This window comes from Streptomyces griseoviridis, from assembly GCF_005222485.1.
GTDB lineage: Bacteria > Actinomycetota > Actinomycetes > Streptomycetales > Streptomycetaceae > Streptomyces > Streptomyces hintoniae.
In genome coordinates this window covers 2,866,185-2,887,208 of record NZ_CP029078.1, presented here as the reverse complement: position 1 = coordinate 2,887,208, position 21,024 = coordinate 2,866,185, and the positions used below count along the sequence as shown (strand labels likewise).

The window sequence follows — 21,024 nt, the reverse complement described above, 5'->3', positions numbered from 1 at the left end:
TCCCGTCGTGCGGTCCTTCGGCGGGCGCGTGCGGGGTCATTCTGTACAGGACGACGACGCACAATGAGCGTATGAGGATCTCGGCACGGGCGGATTACGCGGTACGGGCGGTTCTGGAGCTTGCCGTACGGCAGGACGGCGGCCCTGTGAAGGCGGAGGCCATCGCCGCCGAGCAGGGCATCCCGCACAAGTTCCTCGAGGGCATCCTCGGCGACCTGCGGCGGGCCGGGGTCGTCGACAGCAGGCGCGGCGGGGGCGGCGGCTACCGGCTGGCGCGGGACGCGGCGCGGATCACCGTCGCCGACGTGATCCGGGCCGTCGACGGCCCGATCGTCTCGGTCCGCGGCGAACGCCCCACCGGCCTCGCGTACACCGGCTCGGCCCAGCCGCTGCTGCCGCTGTGGATCGCGCTGCGCGCCAATGTGCGCCGCGTCCTGGAGGGGGTGACGGTCGCCGACATCGCGGCGGACGCCCTGCCCGCGCCGGTCCGCGCGCTGGCGGCGGAGCCCGCGGCCTGGGAGAACCCGTAGCGAGTGCCGTTCGGCCTGCGGGCACCGGGGGCGCGCCCCCGGCCGAAGGGCGGCGCTCCCTCGCCCCGCCCGGTCAGGCGGTGGTGGGGTCGAGGCCCTCGACGGCGAGCCGGAAGGCGCGCTCCGCCTCGCGGGCCGGGTCGGAGCGGTGCTCGGTGGCCAGGGCGATCCCGACGACCAGCGTGAGCAGGTCGTGGGTGGTGATGTCCCCCCGTACCGACCCGTCCGCGACGGCTCGGCGCAGCAGGGGGGAGCAGGCCGTCTCGATGACCGCGCCGCAGGAGTCGCCGGCCGTGTCGTCGCCGAGGGGTTCGTAGGAGAGCGCGTCGGCCAGGCCGCGCGCGGCCACCGCGTAGGCGAGCAGTTCGCGCAGCCAGGTCAGGAGCGCGGCGCGGGTGTCGTCCGCGCCGTCGAGCGTGTGCGCGAGGTCGCCCAGGGCGCGCACGCGCTGGGCGAACACGGCGTTCAGCAGCGCCCTGCGGGTGGGGAAGTGGCGCCTCACCGTGGCGGATCCGATGCCCGCCTCGCGGGCGATCCGTTCCAGTGACGCCTGGGCTCCGTGGGCGGCCACCTCGGTCTCGGCCACGGCGAGCACCCGGGCGTGGTTGCGGCGGGCATCTGAACGCTGGCCGGTCATCGTCTCCCCGTATTGCTAAGTGGTGGGCCCCGCCGTATCGTACCGAACGCTAAACGGCGGGCCCCGCCGTTTCTGGTCCGAGGAGATGTTCCCATGACCCATGCCCCGCAACCGGTCCTCGTCACCGGGGCCACCGGCCGCCAAGGGGGCGCCACGGCCCGCGCCCTGCTCGACCGGGGCACGCCGGTCCGCGCCCTGGTCCGCGACCCGCGGTCCGAGCGGGCCCGCGCCATCGAGGAGCGAGGCGCCCGCCTGGTGGTGGGCGATCTGACCGACCCGTCGACGCTGGGGGCGGCCGTGGACGGCGTGCGGGCCGTCTTCTCCGTCCAGATGCCCGCCTTCACCGAGCAGGGCGTCGACTTCGACGGCGAGGTCAGGCAGGCGTACCACCTCATGGACGCCGCCAAGAGCGCCGGGGTGGAGCAGTTCGTGCAGTCCTCGACCAGCGGGGTGGGCGAGCACACCCGGGCTCCGGGGTGGGCGGAGGGCCGCTGGGCGATGATGGAGGCACCCCTGGGCACCAAGGCGGCCATCCAGGACCGCCTGCGCGCGATGGACTTCCCCCGCTGGACGCTGATCAAGCCGGCGTTCTTCATGGAGAACCTGGCGCCGTCCATGCGGTTCTACTTCCCGCGCGGCGTCGAGGGCGGCCTGGTCACCGTCGTCAAACCGGACACCCGGCTGGCGCTCGTCGCGGCCCGGGACGTGGGCCGGGCCGCGGCGGCCGCCCTCTGCGCGCCCGAGGAGTACCACCGCGTGGAACTGGAACTCGCCGGCGACCGCCTGACCATGACGCAGATCGCGGACACCCTCTCCCGCGCCCTCGGCGTCCGGGTGTCGGCGCCCGACATGACCGAGGACCAGGCCCGCGCCGCGGGCATGCCCGCCATGGGCGCGAGCCACAGGTTCCTGGACGAGGTCGGCCAGCCGGCCAGACCGGAGTTCGCCCGCGCCCTCGGCATCGAGCCGACCAGCTTCGAACAGTGGACCCGGGAAGTCCTGAGCCCCGGCACCTGACGGGCGGGGGACGGGACCCGGACGGGACAGGTCACCGAGGTGCGGCTCGCGGTGGTCTTCGGGCCGTTGCTGACGCCGTGAGCCGGCCGCCTGTGCGTGATCCTCAGCGTCGTCTCAGGCTGCCCTCAGACTTCCGGCCTACCGTCCCCTCCCATGCGCACGCTGATCCTGCTCGCCCTCGCGGGCCTCGGAGCCCAACTGGTCGACGGCAGCCTCGGCATGGCCTACGGCGTGACCTCCACGACCCTGCTGCTCGCCCTCGGCACCAACCCGGCGGCGGCCTCGGCCACCGTCCACCTCGCCGAGATCGGCACCACCCTGATGTCGGGCGCCTCCCACTGGAGGTTCGGGAACGTCGACTGGAAGGTCGTCGTCCGGATCGGGGTGCCCGGCGCGGTCGGCTCCTTCCTCGGCGCGACGGTGCTCTCCCGGCTCTCGACCGAGGCGGCGGCGCCGGTGATGTCCCTGATCCTGCTGGGCCTCGGCGTGTACGTGATGTCCCGGTTCACCTTCAAGGGGCTGCCCGAGGGCCGGCTCGGGAAGCCGCTCCGCAGACGGTTCCTGACCCCGCTGGGGCTGGTCGCCGGGTTCCTCGACGCGACCGGCGGGGGCGGCTGGGGGCCGGTCGGCACGCCCGCGCTGCTGGCCGGCGGGCGGCTCGAACCCCGCAAGGTGATCGGGTCCGTCGACACCAGTGAGTTCCTGGTGGCGGTCGCCGCGAGCCTCGGCTTCCTCTTCTCGCTCGGCTCGCAGGGCCTGAACCGGTCCTGGGTGCTGGCCTTCCTGGCCGGCGGTCTGATCGCCGCGCCGGTCGCCGCCTGGCTGGTCCGGCTGGTGCCGCCGCGGGTGCTGGGCTCGGCGGTCGGCGGGATCATCGTCGTCACCAACGTCCGCACGCTGCTCTCCAGCGACCTGCTGGGCGCTCCGGGGGCGCTCGCCGTGCCGGTGTACGCGCTGCTGTCGGTGGTGTGGGCCGCCGCCCTCGGGTACGCGGTCCGCGCCCACCGCAAGGAGCGGGCCGCGCGCGCCGGGCGGGCCGGGGAGCGGGAGCCGGTCGCCGTCTGAGCGGCCCCGCCGGGGTGCGCCGCCCGGCCGTCCTCCTCCGGCCGGGCGGCGGTCGTGGGACCCGGTCAGCCCTGCTCGACGCCGAGGGTGAGGGTGCCGGTGTAGCCGGCCGAGGCCGAACTCCCCAGCGCGGTCAGGGTGAGCAGACCGGAGGCGGTGCCCCCGCCGTCGTAGATGGAGTCCCGGGCGAGGGTGGTGCGCGGGACGGTGTTGGTCGGGTACGGCGAGACGGCCGCGACCTTCGTGGTGATCGCCTCGTCGAAGAACAGCTGCCCGGTGTGGAGTTCACGGCCGCCGGTGAACGAGCCGTCAGAGGTGAGCGTGACGCCGGTGTGCACCTTGACGTGGATGTGCACACAGCGGCCCCGGTACCAGCCGGGGTAGACCGAGGTGAGGTTCGCGACACCGGAGGCGGTGGTCAGCACCCCGCCGCGCAGGAAGGTGCCGTCGTCCGGTTCGCTGTGGCCGTTGTTGCCGACGAACCCGGAGTACTCGCCGAGCGCGTCGCAGTGCCAGATCTCCACCAGGGCGCCGGAGAGCGGCACACAGGTGTCGTCGTCGACGACGGTGAGGCTCAGCTTCAGCGGGACGCCCGCCTTGCCCTCGGTGACGTCGCTGCGGACGTACTGTCCGTCCAGGTAGTAGGGGCCTTCGGTCATCTCCTTCGTGAGGGTGCAGACGGCTGCCGCGGCCACCGGGGTGGCGTGGGCGGCGTCCGCCGTGGGGGCCTCGGGCGCGGCGGCGGTCACGGCGAGAGCGGCTGCCGTGGCGCCGGTCGCGATCAGCACGGTGCGGCGCCCGATCGGGGTGGGGGTTGCTTCCGACGTGTCTGTCATGAACACGGCACCGTAGGAAGGGATGCTGTCGGCGGGCTGTCAGTTGGGCAAAGTGACGAGCCGTCAAGTTGCTTGCAGGACAGTCGCCCTTAGGGGTTAATCGTGGCGCTCTGGTGAAGTTCCCTCCCGATCAGGCTGATATGAAACCACTTGGCTGAAATCGCTACATCGGGGGCGGGCATGGGGAAACGATTCGACGACGCCACGGCGCAGGTCGGGGTGGCGATCGTCGGGGCGGGACCGGCCGGCCTCGTGCTGGCCAACCTGCTGCTCGACCAGGGCATCGACTGCGTCGTCCTGGAACGGCGGGAACGCGCGGCGGTGGAGAGCCGCGCCCGCGCCGGATTCCTGGCCGCGACCGCCGTCGAGACGCTCACCCGCAACGGCCTCGGCGACGGCCTGCTGGCCCGCGGCCGAACCCACCGCACCTGCCTGTTCCGCGGCGAGCGCGGCGAGTTCACGCTCGACTACTCCCGGGCCGGCCGGCGCGAGCCGCACACCGTCTACCCGCAGCAGGAACTGGTGCGCGACCTGCTGACCGCGTACCTGCGCCGCGGCGGCGACCTCCGCTTCGGCGCCCGGGTCACGCGGGTGACCCCCGGCCTGGTCCGCCTCCACGACGGCGACGAGGTGCGCGCCCGCTACGTCGCCGGCTGCGACGGGCACCGGGGCGCCACCCGCGCCGCCCTCACGGCCCGCGGCACCCGCACCGCCCGCTGGGACCACGGCGTGACCTGGCTCGCGGTGCTCGCCGCGGCCGGCCCCAGCATGGCCGCCGTCGGATACGCCCTGCACGAGAGGGGATTCGCCGGCCACATGGCGCGCACCGACACCGTCACCCGCTACTACCTCCAGGTCCCGCGCGGCACCGACCCCGCCGACTGGAGCGACGACCGGATCTGGACCGAACTATCCCTCCGGATGCGGACCGCCGAGCACGGCCCGCTGCGGCCGGGCGCCGTCCTGGAGCGCACCGTCGTCGATCTGCGCTGCGACGTCCTGGAGCGCCCGGGAGCCGGCCGGCTCTGGCTCGCGGGCGACGCCGCGGGACTCATCAGTCCCTCCGCGGCCAAGGGCGCCAACCTCGCCGTCGTCCAGGCCGCAACCCTCGCCCCCGCCCTCGCGGCGGCCCTCGCCCACGGCGACTCCAAGGGCCTCGACCGGTACGCCGAGGACTGCCTGCCCCGGGTGTGGCGGGCCCACGAGTTCTCGCACTGGATGAGCGGCCTGCTGCACGGCCCGGCGGGCCACGGCCCCGAGGCCCGCTACGGGCGCGCGCTCCAGTACGCGCGCCTGGAGAGCCTGCGCACCTCCCGCGCCCACCAGGACCACTTCGCCGAGAACTACACCGGCGTCTGACCCGCGACGGGCCAGCCCCGCCCCCGCCCGCCCACGCCGCCCCGCACGCCGCGTGCCCTCCGCTCATCCTCCCCACCGACACCGGGAACCCCATGAACCTCCCCGTCGCACCGGCCCGGCTGCCGGCCGCCGACCTGGACCGCGTCCGGCGCGCCGCCGCCCGCGCCGCCGCCCAGGACACCGACGCCGCCCTCGCCGACCTGCTGCCCGACCTCACGGACGCCGAACGCGCCGACCTCGCCCGCCATGTGGTCTTCGACCACACCGCCGTCCTCGTCTTCCCCGACTCCCTCGACGGCCTGTGCGAGGAACTGCGCCGCTGCGGGCTGCGGCCGGGCCCCGTCACCCCGAGCGTGATCGTCCGCGAACGCCTCGAACGCCGCTACGGCGCCGTCGTCCACGACGTCCCGGTCGCCATCACCCACGTCACGGCGGGCGAGCGGAGCGTGGAGGTGTTCGCGCTGCCGGTGCCGCCCGACTCCCCGCTCCAGGCCGTCGCCGCCGACGAACGGGCCGCCGAGCACGAGGCGCACCACGCCTTCGCGACCACCGCCCCCGGCCAGGTCGTGCCGGCGGGGCTGCGCGCCCTGCTCCAGGAGCGCGGCGGCGCGGTCCCCGACGGCGGCGGCTACAACGGCCACGAGAACGTCACCGTCCTGTACTACCGCACCCGCGCCCACCGCCGCTTCGAACTGCGCCTGCCGGGACGCCAGGACCCGCTGCCCGACCCGGCGTCCGCCCTGCTGACCACCCTGACCGGCGCCTGGGCCACCCAGGCCGTCGCCACCATGGCCGAACTGCGCCTCGCCGACCACCTCGCCGCCAAGCCCGGACTCGGCGCCGACCCCCTCGCCGACCTCACCGGCACCGACCCCGACGCGCTGCGCCGCCTGCTCCGCTACCTGACCGTGCTGGGGCTGCTGAGCTGCGCCGACGGCACCTACCACGTCACCGCGGTGGGCGAACGGCTGCGCACCGCAACCGAGTTCTCCCTGCACCCGCTGGCCCTGCTGTACGGCGGCCCCTTCTACGACTCCTTCGCCGGCCTCACCCACGCCGTCCGCACCGGGCAGGACACCTTCACCCTCCGGTACGGGCAGCACCACTTCGACCACTTCGCCGACCGGCCCGCCCTCGACGCGCTCTTCCACCGGGCGATGGCCGCGAGCGCCGAGATGATCACACCGGTACCGCACCTGGTGGACTTCTCCACCGCACGCCGGGTGGTCGACGTGGGCGGCGGCAAGGGCGCGCTCCTCGGACGGCTGCTGAGTGCCCACCCCCATCTGGAGGGCGTCCTGCTGGAACGCCCGACGGCCCTGGAGGCGGCCCGCGCCGAACTCGCCGCGGCGGGCGTCGGCGCGCGCTGCTCCTTCGTCGCAGGGGACTTCACCGCCGCGGTGCCCGAGGGCGGCGACGTCTACCTGCTCTCCCGCATCCTGCACGACTGGGACGACGACCGCTGCCTGACCATCCTCGCCACCTGCGCGGCGGCGATGCGCCCCGGTGCCCGGCTGCTCGTCGTGGAACGCCTGCTGCCGCTCCCCGAGGGCACCCCGTCACCGGCGGTGGCGTGGGACGTCCACATGCTGTGCAACGTCGGCGGCAGGGAACGCCACGAGTCCCACTACCGGGCCCTGCTCACCCGGGCGGGCTTCACCCCGGGCGCCTGCCGGGCGCTGCCGCTGTCGGGGTTCTTGATCGAGGCGGTGCGGGCGGAGGGGTGAGCGTCACCCCGTCTGCCCCATCCCTGCCGCGTTCGGCCAGCTCTGGGCGTTGGGCCAGCCGGTCGCCGGGGCCGGGGCCAGTTCCTGGCCCGGCGCGGTGGCGCCTCTGACCTGGGCCGCGGTGAGGCCGCCGCGGGCCGGGACGCCCGGCGGGGTCGGTCCCGTCATCGCGGCGGGGGCGGTGGCGGGGAGCGGGGGCGGCTGCGTCGGCATCGGCGCCTGAGCCGCGGGTGCCGTCGGGAGTTGCTGCGGGCCCCCGAACGACTGCGGGGCGCCCATCGGTTGCTGGCCCCCGAACGACGGCGGGGCCCCGATCGGCTGCTGGTTCCCGATCGGCTGCCGGCCCCCGAAGGACTGCTGGTTCCCGTACGACTGCGGGCCGGGCTGCGGCAGCCCGGCCGGCTGCGGTGCGCCGAGCCGCAAGGGCGTCGCGGCCGGCTGCGGCAGTCCCGCGGGCTGGGGCGCCATGGCCGGCTGCGGGGGTGGCTGCGTCGCCGGTGCGGGCATCGGGAGGCCCCCGCCGCCGGTCAGGGCGGCAGCGGCGGGCAGGGGTGTACCGGTGCCCGGGGCGAGGGGGAGCCCCGGGGCACCGGCGTCGAGGGCCTGAGCGGCGAGGCCCGGTATTCCGGCGCCGTTCGTGGCGCTGACCAGTCGGTCGACGGCCGCCGTGCCCGAGCTGTAGCCGGTCCCGGTGGCCTGCTCGGGCACGGCGGCACCCCTCCTGGTCCCGTAGAGCACCTGTTCGAGGCCGGACATCAGGCGGCGCACGTCGACCTGCGGGCGTACCACCAGCCGCAGGAAGCGGCTGGACGATCCGATCTTGTTGCCGCACTCGCGGACCAGGATCCGGTGCTCGGTGAGCATCCGGTCCCGCACCACCGTGCCCTCGGCGCCCACCGGCAGCCGCACGAAGAGGAAGTTGCCCTGCGAGGGGTAGACGGTGAGGCCGGGCAGCGAGGAGAGCTGGCTCGCCATGTCGAGGCGGTCGCGGCGCACCTGGTGCAGGCTCTGCGCGTACTCGGCGCCGTGCTCCTTCAGCATGAACACCACGTGCTCGGCGAAGGAGTTGAGGTTCCACTTGGGCAGCATCGAGCGGACCCGCCCGGCCAGCGAGGGGTTGGCGACGAGGTAGCCGAACCGGATGCCGTGCAGGCCGAAGTTCTTGCCGAGGCTGCGCAGCACGACGACGTTCGGGCGGAGCATCGCCTCCTGCACGACGGACGGTTCGGCCTCCGCGTCCGCGAACTCCAGGAACGACTCGTCGATGACGATCAGGTCCAGGTCGGCCATGGCGTCCATGAACTGGACGAGGGAGTGCTTGGGCAGGAAGCCGCCGTCGGGGTTGTTCGGGTTGCAGATGACGGCGACCCGGGTGCCGCGGGCCCTGATGAACTCGGCGTACTGGGCGAGGTCGAGGGCGAAGCCGCCGGACTCCTGGAGCGGGAACATGTCGACCCGCTTGCCGGTCTCCATGGGCTGGTCGGTCCAGCGGCCGAAGGTGGGGACGGGGACGGCGAGGGACTCACGGACCAGCAAGTGGTCGATCCAGGTGATGAGTTCGGTCGAACCGTTGCCCATCGCGACGGCCTGCGGCGGGAGTTGGAGGAGGTTGCACAGCTCGGCGGTGATCGTGTCGGCGCTGCTCGGGTAGTACGTGATGATGTCGCGCAGCCGGGCCGCCATGTCCTCGAACATCGCCGGGGTGGGGAAGTACGGATTGCAGGGGATGCAGAAGTCGACCGGTCCCGAGCCGTCGCCGCCTTCTCGTGCCAACGCCGCCATCGACGGGCTGTGGGCCGCGGTACCGCGGAACAGCGAGGTGACGTTGTCGGCCATGAAACCTCCGTAGGGGGCGGGTCCGGTGGGGACGGCCGGGCCCGTCGTGTCAGGTGGCCCGCGCGGGGGAGCACGGGCCACCCTTGGATACGGGGTCTCAGGCCGCGTTGTTCAACGCGGCGGGCAACCGCTCAGACACCGAAGGTGTGCACCGTGGTCGTGCGGTAGGTGCGGCCCGGCCTGAGCACGGTGGACGGGAACGACGGCTGGTTCGGGGAGTCCGGGAAGTGCTGCGTCTCCAGGCAGAGCGCGTCGCCCTGCCGGTAGGTGCGGCCGCCGGTCCCGGTGAGGGTGCCGTCGAGGAAGTTGCCCGAGTAAAATTGCAGCCCCGGCTGGTCGGTGGCGAGGGTGAGGGTGCGGCCCGAGCGCGGGTCGCGCAGGGTCGCCACCGGTTCGGGGCGGGCCGTGACGCCCTTGTCGAGCACCCAGTTGTGGTCGAACCCCTTCGCCCGCACCTGCTGCGTGTGCCCGGCCCGCAGGTCACGTCCGATCGTCTTCCCCGACCGGAAGTCGAAGGGGGTGCCCGCCACCTTCGCCAGCTCGCCGGTGGGGATGAGCCCGGGGTCGGTGGGGGTGTAGCGGGAGGCGGCGATCGTCAGCTCGTGGTCCTCGACGGAGCCGCTGCCCTCGCCCGCCAGGTTCCAGTAGACGTGGCTGGTCAGGTTGACGACGGTGGCCTTGTCGGTGGTCGCCCGGTAGTCGACGCGCCAGGCGCCGCGCCGGGTGAGGGTGTACGTCACCGTCGTGCGCAGCGTGCCGGGGAAGCCCATCTCGCCGTCGCCGCTGACGTAGTGGAGGCGCAGGCCGACGTCGGAGCCCTCGGCGAACGGCTCGACGTCCCAGACTCGCTTGTCGAAGCCCTGGGCGCCGCCGTGCAGGGTGTTGACGCCGTCGTTGACGGACAGCTGGTGTGCCGTCCCGTCGAGGGTGAAGCGGCCCTTGCCGATGCGGTTGCCGTAGCGGCCGATCAGGGCGCCGAAGAACGGGCTGCTCGCGACGTACTCGTCGAGGCTGCCGAGGCCGAGGACGACGTTGCCGTACCGGCCGCGCCGGTCGGGGATCTCCAGCGCGTGGACGGCGCCGCCGTAGGAGAGGACCTTCAGCCGGGTGCCGCCGTTCTCCAGCGACCAGAGGTGGACCTTCGTGCCGTCGGCGAGCCTGCCGAAGAGGGACCTGACCGGCAGGCCGCCGCCCCGGGCGGCGTGCGCGGTGCCGCCGAGCGAGGTCGCGGCCACCCCAGCGGCGGCGGCTGTGGCGATGACGGTGCGTCTGTTCAGTTCCATGTGCGGCTCCCGTAAAGGTGGGGCCCCGCCGCGGTGGCGGGGCCCGAGCTGACTTACGAACCGGACTTGCGCTTGTTCCACACGTCGAAGCCGACCGCCGCGAGCAGGGCGAGGCCCTTGATGACCTGTTGCCAGTCGGTGCCGACGCTCAGCAGGTTCATGCCGTTGTTAAGCACCCCGAGGACCAGACCGCCGATGATCGCGCCGAGGACGGTGCCGACACCGCCGCTCATGGACGCGCCACCGATGAACGACGAGGCGATGGCCTCGAGTTCGAAGTTCAGACCGGCCTTCGGGGACGCCGCGTTCAGCCGGGCGGCGACGACCATGCCCGCCAGGGCCGCGAGCACGCCCATGTTCAGGAAGACCAGGAAGGTGACCTTCTTGTCCTTGACGCCCGACAGCTTCGCGGCCGGCAGGTTGCCGCCGATCGCGTAGATGTGCCGGCCGAAGACGGCGTTGCGCATCACATAGCCGTAGCCGACCACCAGCACCCCGAGGACGATCAGGATGATCGGCGCCCCCTGGTAGCTGGCCAGCAGCATGGTGACCGCGAGGATCGCCGCGGCGATCGCGACCAGCTTCAGCAGGAACGCGTTGCGCGGCAGCACGTCGAGGGAGAACTCCTGCTGGCGCCTGCGGTCGCGGACCTCCTGGGAGACCACGAACGCCAGCAGCAGCAGACCGAGCAGCAGGGTGAGGTTGTGGTAGTTGGTGTTCGGGCCGACCTCGGGCAGGAAGCCGTTGCCGAGCTTCTGGAGGCCGTCGGGGAACGGGCCGAGGGTCTGCCCCTGGAGGAAGATCTCGGTCAGGCCGCGGAACAGCAGCATCCCCGCGAGCGTCACGATGAACGACGGTATGCCGAGATACGCGATCAGGAAGCCCTGGACCGACCCGGCCAGCGCGCCCACCAGCAGGCACAGCACCACCGCGACCGGCCAGGCCACGCTGTGCTGCACGGTCAGCACCGCCGCGAACGCGCCCACGAACGCGGTCAGCGAGCCGACCGACAGATCGATGTGCCCGGCGATGATCACCAGCATCATGCCGATCGCGAGGATCAGGATGTAGCTGTTCTGGAGCACCAGGTTGGAGACGTTGCGCGGCAGCAGCAGGTCGCCGCCCGTCCACACCTGGAACAGCACCACGATCAGGCCGAGCGCGATCAGCATGCCGTACTGGCGCATGTTGCGGCGCAGGCCGTTCAGCATCAGCTGGAGCAGGCCACCGCCTGAGCCTGAGCCGCCGCTCCTGCCGGGCGGCGCCGAGGCCGGGGGCTTGTCGGTCACGTCGGTGCTCATCGGGTTACCTCTTTGTCCTTCGTCATCTGACGCATCAGCACTTCCTGCGTGGCCTCGGCCCGCGGGACCTCACCGGTGAGCCGCCCGGCGGCCATGGTGTAGATGCGATCGCACATGCCGAGCAGCTCGGGCAGCTCGGAGGAGATGAAGACGACCGCCTTGCCCTCGGCCGCCAGCTGGTCGATGACCGTGTAGATCTCGTACTTGGCGCCCACGTCGATGCCGCGGGTCGGTTCGTCGAGGATCAGCACGTCAGGACCGGCGAAGATCCACTTGCTGAGGACGACCTTCTGCTGGTTGCCGCCCGACAGCTTGCCGACCGGCTCGAAGACCGTCGGCGCCTTGATGTTCATGGACTTCCGGAACCGCTCGGCGACCTGCCGTTCCTCGTGCTCGTCCACCACGCCCCGCTTGGCGACCTTGCTCAGCGCGGTCAGCGAGATGTTCCGGTTGATGGTGTCGATGAGGTTGAGGCCGTAGTGCTTGCGGTCCTCGGTGACGTACGCGATGCCGTGCCGCACCGCCTCGGGGACCGTCCTGGTGCGGATCTCCGTGCCGTCCTTGAGGACCGTGCCGCCCGCGTGCCGGCCGTAGGTGCGCCCGAAGACGCTCATCGCCAGCTCGGTGCGGCCCGCGCCCATCAGCCCCGCGATGCCGACGATCTCCCCGCGCCGCACCTGCACCGACACGTTGTCGACGACCTTGCGCTGCTGGTCGATCGGGTGGTGGACGGTCCAGTTGCGGATCTCCAGGGCCGGCGCCGCGTCCGGTTCGCCCGCGTAGGGGGTGCGGTCGGGGAAGCGGTTGTCGAGGTCGCGGCCGACCATCCCGGAGATGATCCGGTCCTCGGTGGTCTCCGGCGCCGCCACGTCGAGGGTCTCGATGGAGCGGCCGTCGCGCAGGATCGTCACCGAGTCGGCGACCCGCCGGATCTCGTTGAGCTTGTGGGAGATGATGATCGAGGTGATGCCCTGCTTCTTCAACTCCAGTATGAGATCGAGGAGTTTGGCGCTGTCCTCGTCGTTCAGGGCCGCCGTCGGCTCGTCCAGGATGAGCAGCTTCACCTTCTTGGAGAGCGCCTTGGCGATCTCCACGAGCTGCTGCTTGCCCACCCCGATGTCGGAGATCCGGGTCTCGGGGTGGTCGGTCAGACCCACCCGGCGCAGCAGCTCGCTCGCGTGCCGCAGGGTGTCGTTCCAGTTGATGAAGCCGCGCGAGGCGTGCTCGTTGCCGAGGAAGATGTTCTCGGCGAGCGACAGGAACGGCACGAGCGCCAGCTCCTGATGGATGATCACGATGCCGTGCTGCTCGCTTGCCCTGATGTCCTTGAAGGCGCACGGGTCGCCCTCGAAGAGGATCTCGCCCTCGTACGTGCCGTGCGGATGGACGCCGGAGAGCACCTTCATCAAGGTGGACTTCCCGGCGCCGTTCTCACCGCAGATGGCGTGGACCTCGCCCTGGCGGACGGTCAGGGTGACGTCCGACAGCGCTTTGACGCCGGGAAAGGTCTTGACGATCGAGCGCATTTCCAGGACGGGTCCCGCCATGGTCGTGCCCTTCCAATCCGTTGGGGGAGTGAACCGGTGTGCGGGACGCGCTACTTGAGCTCGCTCGCCTTGTAGTAGCCGGTGTCGACCAGTTCCTTGGTGTAGTTCGACTTGTCGACGCTCACCGGCTGGAGCAGGTAGGCGGGCACGACCTTGCTGCCGTTGTCGTACGTCTTGGTGTCGTTGACCTCGGGCTTCTTGCCGTTGAGGGAGTCGTCGATCATGCTCGCGGCGACCTTGGCGAGCTTGCGCAGGTCCTTGTAGACGGTCTGCGTCTGCTGGCCCGAGATGATCGACTTCACCGACGCCAGCTCGGCGTCCTGCCCGGTGATGACCGGCAGCGGCTTGGCCTTGGAGCCGTAACCGTCGGACTTCAGCGCGGAGATGATGCCGATGGAGATGCCGTCGTAGGGCGACAGGACGGCGTCGACCCGGCCGCTCTTGTACGACGACGTGAGGAGGTCCTCCATGCGCTTCTGCGCGGTGGTGCCGTCCCAGCGCAACGTGGTCACCTGGGTGAGCTTGGTCTGGCCGGACTTGACGACGAGCTTCTTGCTGTCGATGTACGGCTGGAGCACGCTCATCGCGCCGCCGAAGAAGTACCGGGTGTTGTTGTCGTCGTTGGAGCCCGCGAACAGCTCGATGTTGAACGGCCCCTTGCCGTCCTTGAGTCCGAGCTTGTCGACGATGAAGTTGCCCTGCAACTCGCCGACCTTGGTGTTGTCGAAGGACGCGTAGTAGTCGACGTTCTTCGAGCCGAGGATCAGCCGGTCGTAGGAGATCACCGGGATCTTCGCGTCCGCGGCCTGCTGGAGCACGTTGTTGAGGGACTTGTTGTCGATGGCCGCGATGATCAGGCCCTTGACGCCCTGCGTGATCAGGTTCTCGATCTGCGAGACCTGCTGGTCGGGGTCGTCCTCGCCGTAGACCAGCTTGGTCTTGTAGCCGAGGGCCTTGAGGTCCCTGACAACGTTGTTCCCGTCGCCGATCCAGCGCTCGGACGACTTGGTCGGCATCGCGATGCCGATCGTGCCGCCCTTGGCGCCGTCCGAGCTCTCCTTGCTGCCGCCCTCGCCGCTCTGGCCGCACGCGGTCAGGGTGAGGGCGAGGGAGGCTGCTCCGGCTATCGCGGTGAGTGCGGCCCTGCGAGTACGCATGCTGATCCGTCCTTGGGTGTCTCGTCGTTGAGAGAGAAGCGGTGCTCGTCAGGCTTCGGTGGGGAAGCGCTGGAGCGTGCCGGGCAGCCGGGAGCCGAGCGGCGCCATGTCGCCGTCCGCGCCGTGCCGGGCGAGCAGGTCGAGAGCGAGCCGGCCGCGCCGCACCCGCTCCCGTGCGGTGTCCAGGGTCACGTCCCGCAGGTGGGTGCCCCACGGGTAGATGCCGGGAGCCCTGGACAGGCCGAACTTCAGATAGAGCGGTGCGCCGCGCCTGATCAGCTCGGCGACCTCGTACATCCGCACGTACCCGCCGAGATCGTCGGGGGCCTCGATGTACATGTCCATGGGGGCGGCCGACACCCGCCGGATCTCGGTGAGGTGATCGAGCGTCAGATCGCTCGGCACGTTGAGCGAGTCGGCGCCGAGCCGCTCGTAGACCGCGTACGCGGCCGGGTTGACGGGACCGATGAGCGCCGACACCTTCAGCGTGGTGTCGGCCGGGATGATCCCCGCGGTGCGCGCCCGGTGCAGCGTCCACAGCACGCCCTCGTCGGCGACCAGCAGACACCTGACGCCCAACTCCGTTGCCCGCACGGCGTCTTCGACACACCCGGCGACCGCGTCGTGGCCCCGGGCGCGCAGCCCGCCGCCGCGCGAGTCGGTGCGGGTCGAGCCGCCGATGTCCCAGGTGCCGCGCGGCCCTGTGAACAGGCACAGCTCGATGTCGCGTGCGGCGGTGGCCTCGACCATCTCGGTGATCTCGGCGTCGGTGAGCATCCAGACGCCGCTGCCCTGGCTGATCCGGTGGATCGGCACGTCCAGGCGGGAGGACTCCTTGAGGACGACGGCCAGCGCCTCGGGCCCCTCGCAGGACGGGATCTCGGTGCGCCAGCGCCCGCCGCCGGGGAAGGTGTGCGGGGAGGCGTCAGCGGGGTCGAGGGCGGGCGCGCCCAGGCCGAGAGCGGTGAGCGCCTGCTCACCTGGCCTGCGGGCCGCAGTGGCGAAAGCGTCGGTCACAAGCTGTCCTTTGTGTTCGGTATGTCGGACGAAGTGCGCGGCTCGGGGCGTGGCGGGCGGGCGGTACGCCGGTACGGGGGCCGTCAGGTCACCCCCGGGCCGGCGCGCGCTCAGGGGCGCAGCAGCACCTTGCCGACCTTCGGGTCTCCCGACCCGACCAGCTCGATGGCGCGCGGGAACTCGTCGAGCGGCAGTTCGTGGCTGACCAGCGGCAGCGGGTCGAGCAGACCGGCCGCGAACACCCGGACCGTGTGCGCCCAGGCGTCCGGGGCGGCCCCGAAGACGGTGTGCACCTCCAGCTGCCGCACCACCAGGTCCGTCGGGTCGAGCCCGTCGGCGCCGGGCGCCGGGATACCGGTCAGCACGAGCCGTCCGCCGCGCCGCAGCAGCGCGGCGGCGGTCCTGGCCGCGGACGCGGACCCGGCGGTCTCGATGACGACGTCGAAGTCGGCGGGCAGCTCCTGGTCCCTGGTGCGGAAGTCGTCGGCGCCGAAGGTCCGCGAAAGCTCCGCCCGGTCCGGCCTGGTGCCCACCACGAGCAGCTCCGCGGGGGACCCGGCACTCAGGAACTGCACCGCGAACATGCCGAGCGTCCCGGTGCCGACCACCGCGACCCGCTCACCCGGCCGGGCGTTCGCCTTGAGCGCGGCCGCCGCGACGCACGCGGCCGGTTCGAGCAGCGCCGCCGCCGTCAGGTCGGCGTCGTCGGGCAGGGTGTGCAGCAGCCGGGCGGGCAGCGTGAGGGTGGTGGCCATCGCGCCCGGCTGGGTGAACCCGGTCTCCTCGTACCCGGCGGTGCACAGGGTCGTCTCGCCCGCGTGGCAGCGGTCGCACACCTGGCAGTTGCGGAACCCCTCGCCGACCACCTTCCGGCCGACCAGCGCCGCCGGCACCCCGGCGCCGACCGCGGCCACCGTCCCCGACCACTCGTGGCCGGGCGTGAGCGGGTAACGCACGTACCCCTCGGGCCTGTTGCCCTGGTAGACCTCGCGGTCGCTGCCGCAGATGCCGACCGCGTGCACCCGCACCAGCGCCTCGCCCGCGGCCGGCTGCCGCGGCTCGTGCCCGGTCAGCCGGTGCGCCCCGGGCGCCTCGACGACGACGGCGACGGCGCCGGCGGTCACTTGGTGTCCTTGGGCCTGCGCTGCTCCCAGCCCTCGGCCCACAGGTCGAACCTGGCCTGCTGCTGGGGGAACTCGGCGGCGGCGTCGGTGTCCAGCTCGACGCCGAGTCCCGGCGCGTCGGAGAGCTGGAAGTAGCCGTCGACGACCTCGGGCGCCCCCTTGACGACCTTCTTGATCTCCGCGTCGGCGAAGTCGTTGAAGTGCTCCAGGATCTTGAAGTTCGGTGTACTGAAGCCGACTTGGAGGGAGGCGGCGGTCAGCACCGGGCCGCCGACGTTGTGCGGGGCGACCAGCACGTAGTGGGCCTCGGCGGTCGCGGCCAGCTTGCGGGTCTCCCAGATGCCGCCGATGTGGCCGACGTCCGGCTGGATGATGTCGACGGCCTGGCTCTCGAACAGCTCCCGGAACTCGATCCGGTCGTGGACGCGTTCACCGGTGGCGACCGGGATGTCGACCTTCGCGGCGACCTTCTCCAGCGCCTTCAGGTTCTCCGGCGGGCACGGCTCCTCCAGCCAGGCCGGCTTGAACGGCGCCAGGTCGCGCGCCAGCCGGACGGCGGTGGCGGGCGAGAACCGGCCGTGCATCTCCAGCATCAACTCGGCGTCGGGGCCGATCGCGTCGCGCACGGCCTCGATCAACGAGACGGCGTACAGGCTCTGTTCGTGGTCCAGCTCGAAGTGCCCGGTGCCGAACGGGTCGATCTTCAGCGCCTTGTACCCGCGCGCGATCACGCCCTGGGCGGCCTTGTGGTACGCCTCCGGGGTGCGTTCCGTGGTGTACCAGCCGTTGGCGTACGCCTTGACCTTGTCCGTCACCTTGCCGCCGAGCAGCTGCCAGACGGGCACGCCGAGCGCCTTGCCCTTGATGTCCCAGCAGGCCATCTCGACGACGGCGATGCCCGACATCACGATCTCACCGGCCCGGCCGTAGTCGCCGTACTTCATCCGGCGCACGAGGTCTTCCACCGCGAACGGGTCGGAGCCCAGAATGTGGTTGGCCTCCGCCTCCCGCAGATAGCCGATCAGCGCGTCGGTGTGGCCCAGCATCCGGGTCTCGCCGACTCCCGTGATCCCCTCGTCGGTGTGCACCTGGACGTAGGTCAGGTTGCGCCACGGCGTCCCGACCACGTGTGTGCTGATTCCGGTGATGCGCACGGCAGTTGCCCCTTGCTGCTCCGTCGGCCCAGTTCTGGGTGTGTTCGAAATTTCGTCACACGTTCGAAATGCTGGCGTGACAGTAAGGACGGGGCGGCGGGAGTGTCAATGGGTCGAACACATAACGGTTTCGACACCGCTTTCGGTGTTGATTTCGGTGAGGCTTTCGGCCGGTCCGGGCGGTTCCCACAGAACTTTCACAGCCCGGACGCGGCACGGGCCGCGCGCGGAACCTAGTCTTCCCGCGTCATGGACTACTGCGACCCGTGCCGACGGCACCTCAACGGCGCCCTCACCTGTCCCGGCTGCGGCGCGACGGTCCGTGAACTCCCCGTGGCCGCCCGGCCGGACGCCGCCGACGGCGCCGCGCGCGAGGAGCCCGAGGCCGACGCGGTCGCCGACGGCGCGACGAGCCGCCGCGATCGCAAAGCCACCGCGCACCGCAGACGCCGTCGCCGAGTGCTGTGGACCGGCGTCGGGTTCGTCCTGGCGGCCGGCGGCCTCAGCCTCGCGGAGCTGGGCGTCGACGCGCCCTTCTCCGGCCCGCCCCCGGCCGGCGCCGGCTCCCGGCACCCGGACGGCGCCGGCTCGCCGGACGCCGTCCCCCCGGACCCGTCCGCGCCTCCCGCGGACGGCGCTCCCGCCGCCACCTCCGCCTCACCGGCCCCGGACGCCTCCTCGTCCCCGTCCGCCTCGGCCTCGCCGTCGCCGACGGGCGCGGACGACGACGCGCGAGGCGCCGCGGCCACCACGGCGCCCGCCACCGGCCCGGCGGCCACGACCGCGGCCCCCGACCCCGAGCCGGCGTCCCAGGACCCCTCGTCACCCCCGGCCCAGGACCCGACGACCCCCGAGCCCGACCCGACCCCCTCGCCGACGCCGACCTGCGACCGGTTCCTGTGGTGGTGCGACTGATGCCCGAAGGGTCCGACCGGTCAGACCTCCAGCATCCGCTGTAGCAAATCCCGCAAAGAGCGCCGCTCGTCGTCCGAGAGCCCGGCCAGCGGCGCGCGCGCGAAGTGCAGCCCCTCCCGCAGATCGCGGGCGACCCGCAGCCCCTCGTCCGTCGCCGCCGCCAGCTTCACCCGGCGGTCCGCCGGGTCGGGGCGCCGCTCGACCAGGCCGCGCGACTCCAGGCGGTCCACGATCCCGGTGACGTTCGACGGCTCGCACTTCAGCTTCAGCGCCAGCTTCCGCATCGGCAGCGGCTGTATGGAGAGCAGGCTGAGCAGCCGGGCCTGCGCCCCGGTCAGCGCGTGCTCGCCCGCCGCGTCCTCGTAGTCCGCGTAGAACCGGGCCACCACGTCCCCGATCAGTTCGACGACCTCCATGGTCAGCGCGTCGGGGCGGCGGGTTCTCTGTTCAGTGGCCATACGCGCCAGCGTACTCCTTTATTTGACATCGTGAAATATTCAGGTGCATGGTTGTTTCAGGTAGTGAAGTAAATGCACTGACGTACAGCGGAAAGGCGACCGTCATGATCAACCGCGAGTGGCACCTGAACAGCCGTCCCGTCGGCTGGCCGAAGCCCGAGGACTTCGCCCTGGTCGAGGCCGAGGTGCCGACACCCCGCGAGGGCCAGGTGCTGGTGCGCAACACGCACCTCTCCGTCGACCCCTACATGCGCGGCCGGATGAGCGCCGCCAAGTCCTACGTCGCCCCCTTCGAGCTGGGCAAGGCCATGCAGGGCGGCGCGGTCGGCGAGGTCGTCGCCTCGAACGCCGAGGGCTTCGCCGTCGGTGACCACGTCCTGCACTTCCTCGGCTGGCGCGAGTACGCGGCCGTCTCCGCCGAGCACGCCGTCAAGGTCGACGCCGAGGCCGCGCCCCTCTCCACCTACCTCGGCGTCCTCGGCATGACCGGCCTCACCGCCTACGCCGGTCTGCTGCGCACCGCCTCCTTCAAGGAGGGCGACAGCGTCTTCGTCTCCGGCGCGGCCGGCGCCGTCGGCGGCCAGGTCGGGCAGATCGCCCGGCTCAAGGGCGCCTCCCGGGTGATCGGCTCGGCCGGCTCCGACGAGAAGGTCAAGCTGCTGGTGGAGGAGTACGGCTTCGACGCCGCCTTCAACTACAAGACGGCACCGGTGGCCGAGCAGCTGCGCGAGGCCGCCCCCGACGGCGTCGACGTCTACTTCGACAACGTCGGCGGCGACCACCTGGAGGCCGCGATCGGCCGGCTCAACCAGGGCGGCCGGATCGCCGTCTGCGGCATGATCTCGGTCTACAACAACACCGAGCCCGCCCCGGGGCCGAAGAACCTGGCCCGGCTGATCCAGACCCGCGGGCGGATCGAGGGCTTCCTGGTCGGCGACCACTACGACCTTCAGCCGCAGTTCGTCTCCGAGGTCGGCCCGTGGGTCGCGGACGGCCGCCTCAAGTACCGCGAGACGGTCGTCGAGGGCATCGACAACACCCTGGAGGCGTTCCTCGGGGTACTGCGCGGCGACAACACCGGCAAGATGATCGTCCGCCTCTGACCCTGGCCGTCGTTTCCGGCATGCGGTAACTTCTTTCCGAAATCCGTCGTCGATCGTGGGCGCGAGTCACGGCGGACCGAAGAGGAGGACCACCGCATGCCCAGCACCCCGATCACCCCCTCCGACGTGCTCTACACCGCCGTCGCCACCGCGGAGAACGGCCGCGACGGCCGGGTCGCCACCGACGACGGCCGGCTCGACCTGGTCGTCGGCCCGCCGAAGGAGATGGGCGGCAGCGGCACGGGCACCAACCCGGAGCAGCTCTTCGCGGCCGGCTACAGCGCCTGCTTCCAGGGCGCGCTGGCCGTGGTCGCCCGCCAGGAGGGCGCCGACGTGTCCGGCTCGACCGTCACCGCGAAGGTCGGCATCGGCAGGAACGACGACGGCTTCGGACTCCTCGTGGAGATCTCCGCGCACCTGCCCGCCCTCGACGGGGCGACCGCCCGCGACCTGCTGGAGAAGGCCCACCAGGTCTGCCCGTACTCCAAGGCGACCCGCGGCGACATCACCGTCACCCTGGCCTGACCGCGCGGCGGAGGGGCGCGGAACCCGCGGCCCCTCCGCCGGGGGCGGGCCGTGCCGCCATCTCGCCGTTCCGCCGCCGGGGGCGGGCCGTGCCGCCACCTCGCCGTTCCGCCGCCGGGGGCGGGCCGGGCGACGACCTCGCCGTTCCGCCGCTGGGGGGCGGGTCGTGCCGCCACCTCGCCGTCCCACTGCCGGGGGCGGGCCGGGCGACGACCTCGCTGTTCCGCCGCTGGGGGGCGGGTCGTGCCGCCATCTCGCCGTTCCGCCGCCGGGGGCGGGCCGGGCGACGACCTCGCTGTTCCGCCGCTGGGGGGCGGGTCGTGCCGCCATCTCGCCGTTCCGCCGCTGGGGGCGGGTCGTGCCGCCACCTCGCCGTTCCGCCGCCGGGGGCGGGGCCGGGCGACCACCTCGCCGCCCCACTGCCGGGGGCGGG

19 protein-coding genes are annotated in these 21,024 nt (G+C 72.3%); 8 read left to right on the top strand and 11 right to left on the bottom strand.

All coding sequences use genetic code 11. The features are described from left to right. Window positions 1–71: 71 nt before the first annotated feature. Window positions 72–530 carry an RrF2 family transcriptional regulator gene (locus DDJ31_RS11905; protein ID WP_127180294.1) on the top strand — a complete coding sequence of 153 codons (459 nt, stop codon included), beginning with the start codon at window positions 72–74 and terminating at the stop codon, window positions 528–530. 73 nt (window positions 531–603) lie between these two features. On the opposite strand, the gene DDJ31_RS11900 is transcribed toward DDJ31_RS11905, so the two are convergent. After that, window positions 604–1,167, bottom strand: a complete 564-nt coding sequence (locus DDJ31_RS11900) for a TetR/AcrR family transcriptional regulator (protein WP_127180295.1) — start codon at window positions 1,165–1,167, stop codon at window positions 604–606. A 93-nt stretch (window positions 1,168–1,260) separates the two neighbouring features. Here DDJ31_RS11900 and DDJ31_RS11895 point away from each other — a divergent pair, with 93 nt between their 5' ends. Together DDJ31_RS11895 and DDJ31_RS11890 are read left to right on the top strand one after the other, a co-directional pair. Continuing rightward, entirely contained in the window at window positions 1,261–2,184 is a 924-nt protein-coding gene (locus DDJ31_RS11895) for an NmrA/HSCARG family protein (protein ID WP_127180296.1), read from the top strand. Between the two features lie 153 nt (window positions 2,185–2,337). Further along, on the top strand, window positions 2,338–3,249 hold the full coding sequence (locus DDJ31_RS11890) for a sulfite exporter TauE/SafE family protein (RefSeq protein WP_127180297.1): 912 nt from the start codon (window positions 2,338–2,340) through the stop codon (window positions 3,247–3,249). 65 nt (window positions 3,250–3,314) lie between these two features. Here DDJ31_RS11890 and DDJ31_RS11885 read toward each other — a convergent pair whose 3' ends face one another. Continuing rightward, window positions 3,315–4,085, bottom strand: a complete 771-nt coding sequence (locus tag DDJ31_RS11885) for an intradiol ring-cleavage dioxygenase (protein ID WP_127180298.1) — start codon at window positions 4,083–4,085, stop codon at window positions 3,315–3,317. 180 nt (window positions 4,086–4,265) lie between these two features. On the opposite strand from DDJ31_RS11885, the gene DDJ31_RS11880 reads away from it, so the two are divergent. Both DDJ31_RS11880 and DDJ31_RS39645 read left to right on the top strand, forming a co-directional pair. Then, window positions 4,266–5,444 carry a 4-hydroxybenzoate 3-monooxygenase gene (locus DDJ31_RS11880; protein WP_127180299.1) on the top strand — a complete coding sequence of 393 codons (1,179 nt, stop codon included), beginning with the start codon at window positions 4,266–4,268 and terminating at the stop codon, window positions 5,442–5,444. Between the two features lie 92 nt (window positions 5,445–5,536). Next, complete coding sequence (locus DDJ31_RS39645) at window positions 5,537–7,171, top strand: methyltransferase (protein ID WP_127180300.1); 1,635 nt, start codon at window positions 5,537–5,539, stop codon at window positions 7,169–7,171. Window positions 7,172–7,174: 3 nt separating this feature from the next. Here DDJ31_RS39645 and DDJ31_RS11870 read toward each other — a convergent pair whose 3' ends face one another. The 8 genes from DDJ31_RS11870 to DDJ31_RS11835 all read right to left on the bottom strand — a co-directional run bounded on the left by DDJ31_RS11870 (window position 7,175) and on the right by DDJ31_RS11835 (window position 17,590). After that, window positions 7,175–9,007: an aminotransferase class I/II-fold pyridoxal phosphate-dependent enzyme gene (locus DDJ31_RS11870; protein ID WP_127180301.1), complete on the bottom strand. Its 1,833-nt coding sequence runs from the start codon at window positions 9,005–9,007 to the stop codon at window positions 7,175–7,177. Between the two features lie 131 nt (window positions 9,008–9,138). After that, the gene (locus DDJ31_RS11865; protein WP_127180302.1) at window positions 9,139–10,290 is read right to left on the bottom strand and encodes an aldose epimerase family protein; all 1,152 of its coding nucleotides are present in this window, start codon (window positions 10,288–10,290) and stop codon (window positions 9,139–9,141) included. Between the two features lie 53 nt (window positions 10,291–10,343). Then, window positions 10,344–11,591 (bottom strand): multiple monosaccharide ABC transporter permease, encoded by a 1,248-nt coding sequence (gene mmsB / locus DDJ31_RS11860; protein WP_127180303.1) that lies wholly within the window; start codon window positions 11,589–11,591, stop codon window positions 10,344–10,346. Then, window positions 11,588–13,138, bottom strand: coding sequence for a multiple monosaccharide ABC transporter ATP-binding protein (gene mmsA / locus DDJ31_RS11855; protein WP_127180304.1), 1,551 nt, complete (start codon window positions 13,136–13,138; stop codon window positions 11,588–11,590). The genes mmsB and mmsA overlap by 4 nt, the downstream gene beginning before the upstream one ends. 50 nt (window positions 13,139–13,188) lie before the next feature. Continuing rightward, complete coding sequence (chvE, locus tag DDJ31_RS11850) at window positions 13,189–14,295, bottom strand: multiple monosaccharide ABC transporter substrate-binding protein (RefSeq protein ID WP_127180305.1); 1,107 nt, start codon at window positions 14,293–14,295, stop codon at window positions 13,189–13,191. A gap of 48 nt (window positions 14,296–14,343) precedes the next feature. After that, window positions 14,344–15,312: a hypothetical protein gene (locus DDJ31_RS11845; RefSeq protein WP_127180306.1), complete on the bottom strand. Its 969-nt coding sequence runs from the start codon at window positions 15,310–15,312 to the stop codon at window positions 14,344–14,346. A 110-nt stretch (window positions 15,313–15,422) separates the two neighbouring features. Next, the gene (locus tag DDJ31_RS11840; RefSeq protein WP_127180307.1) at window positions 15,423–16,436 is read right to left on the bottom strand and encodes a zinc-dependent alcohol dehydrogenase; all 1,014 of its coding nucleotides are present in this window, start codon (window positions 16,434–16,436) and stop codon (window positions 15,423–15,425) included. Beyond that, the gene (locus DDJ31_RS11835) at window positions 16,433–17,590 is read right to left on the bottom strand and encodes a mandelate racemase/muconate lactonizing enzyme family protein (protein WP_127180308.1); all 1,158 of its coding nucleotides are present in this window, start codon (window positions 17,588–17,590) and stop codon (window positions 16,433–16,435) included. The genes DDJ31_RS11840 and DDJ31_RS11835 overlap by 4 nt, the downstream gene beginning before the upstream one ends. Before the next feature lie 249 nt (window positions 17,591–17,839). Here DDJ31_RS11835 and DDJ31_RS11830 point away from each other — a divergent pair, with 249 nt between their 5' ends. Then, window positions 17,840–18,505, top strand: coding sequence for an SCO2400 family protein (locus DDJ31_RS11830; protein WP_164784798.1), 666 nt, complete (start codon window positions 17,840–17,842; stop codon window positions 18,503–18,505). A 20-nt stretch (window positions 18,506–18,525) separates the two neighbouring features. Here DDJ31_RS11830 and DDJ31_RS11825 read toward each other — a convergent pair whose 3' ends face one another. Beyond that, window positions 18,526–18,963 carry a MarR family winged helix-turn-helix transcriptional regulator gene (locus tag DDJ31_RS11825; RefSeq protein ID WP_127180311.1) on the bottom strand — a complete coding sequence of 146 codons (438 nt, stop codon included), beginning with the start codon at window positions 18,961–18,963 and terminating at the stop codon, window positions 18,526–18,528. Window positions 18,964–19,067: 104 nt separating this feature from the next. Between DDJ31_RS11825 and DDJ31_RS11820 the strand changes: the two genes are divergently transcribed. After that, window positions 19,068–20,066, top strand: coding sequence for an NADP-dependent oxidoreductase (locus DDJ31_RS11820; RefSeq protein ID WP_127180312.1), 999 nt, complete (start codon window positions 19,068–19,070; stop codon window positions 20,064–20,066). A gap of 96 nt (window positions 20,067–20,162) precedes the next feature. Continuing rightward, on the top strand, window positions 20,163–20,591 hold the full coding sequence (locus DDJ31_RS11815) for an organic hydroperoxide resistance protein (RefSeq protein ID WP_127180313.1): 429 nt from the start codon (window positions 20,163–20,165) through the stop codon (window positions 20,589–20,591). Window positions 20,592–21,024 lie beyond the last annotated feature (433 nt).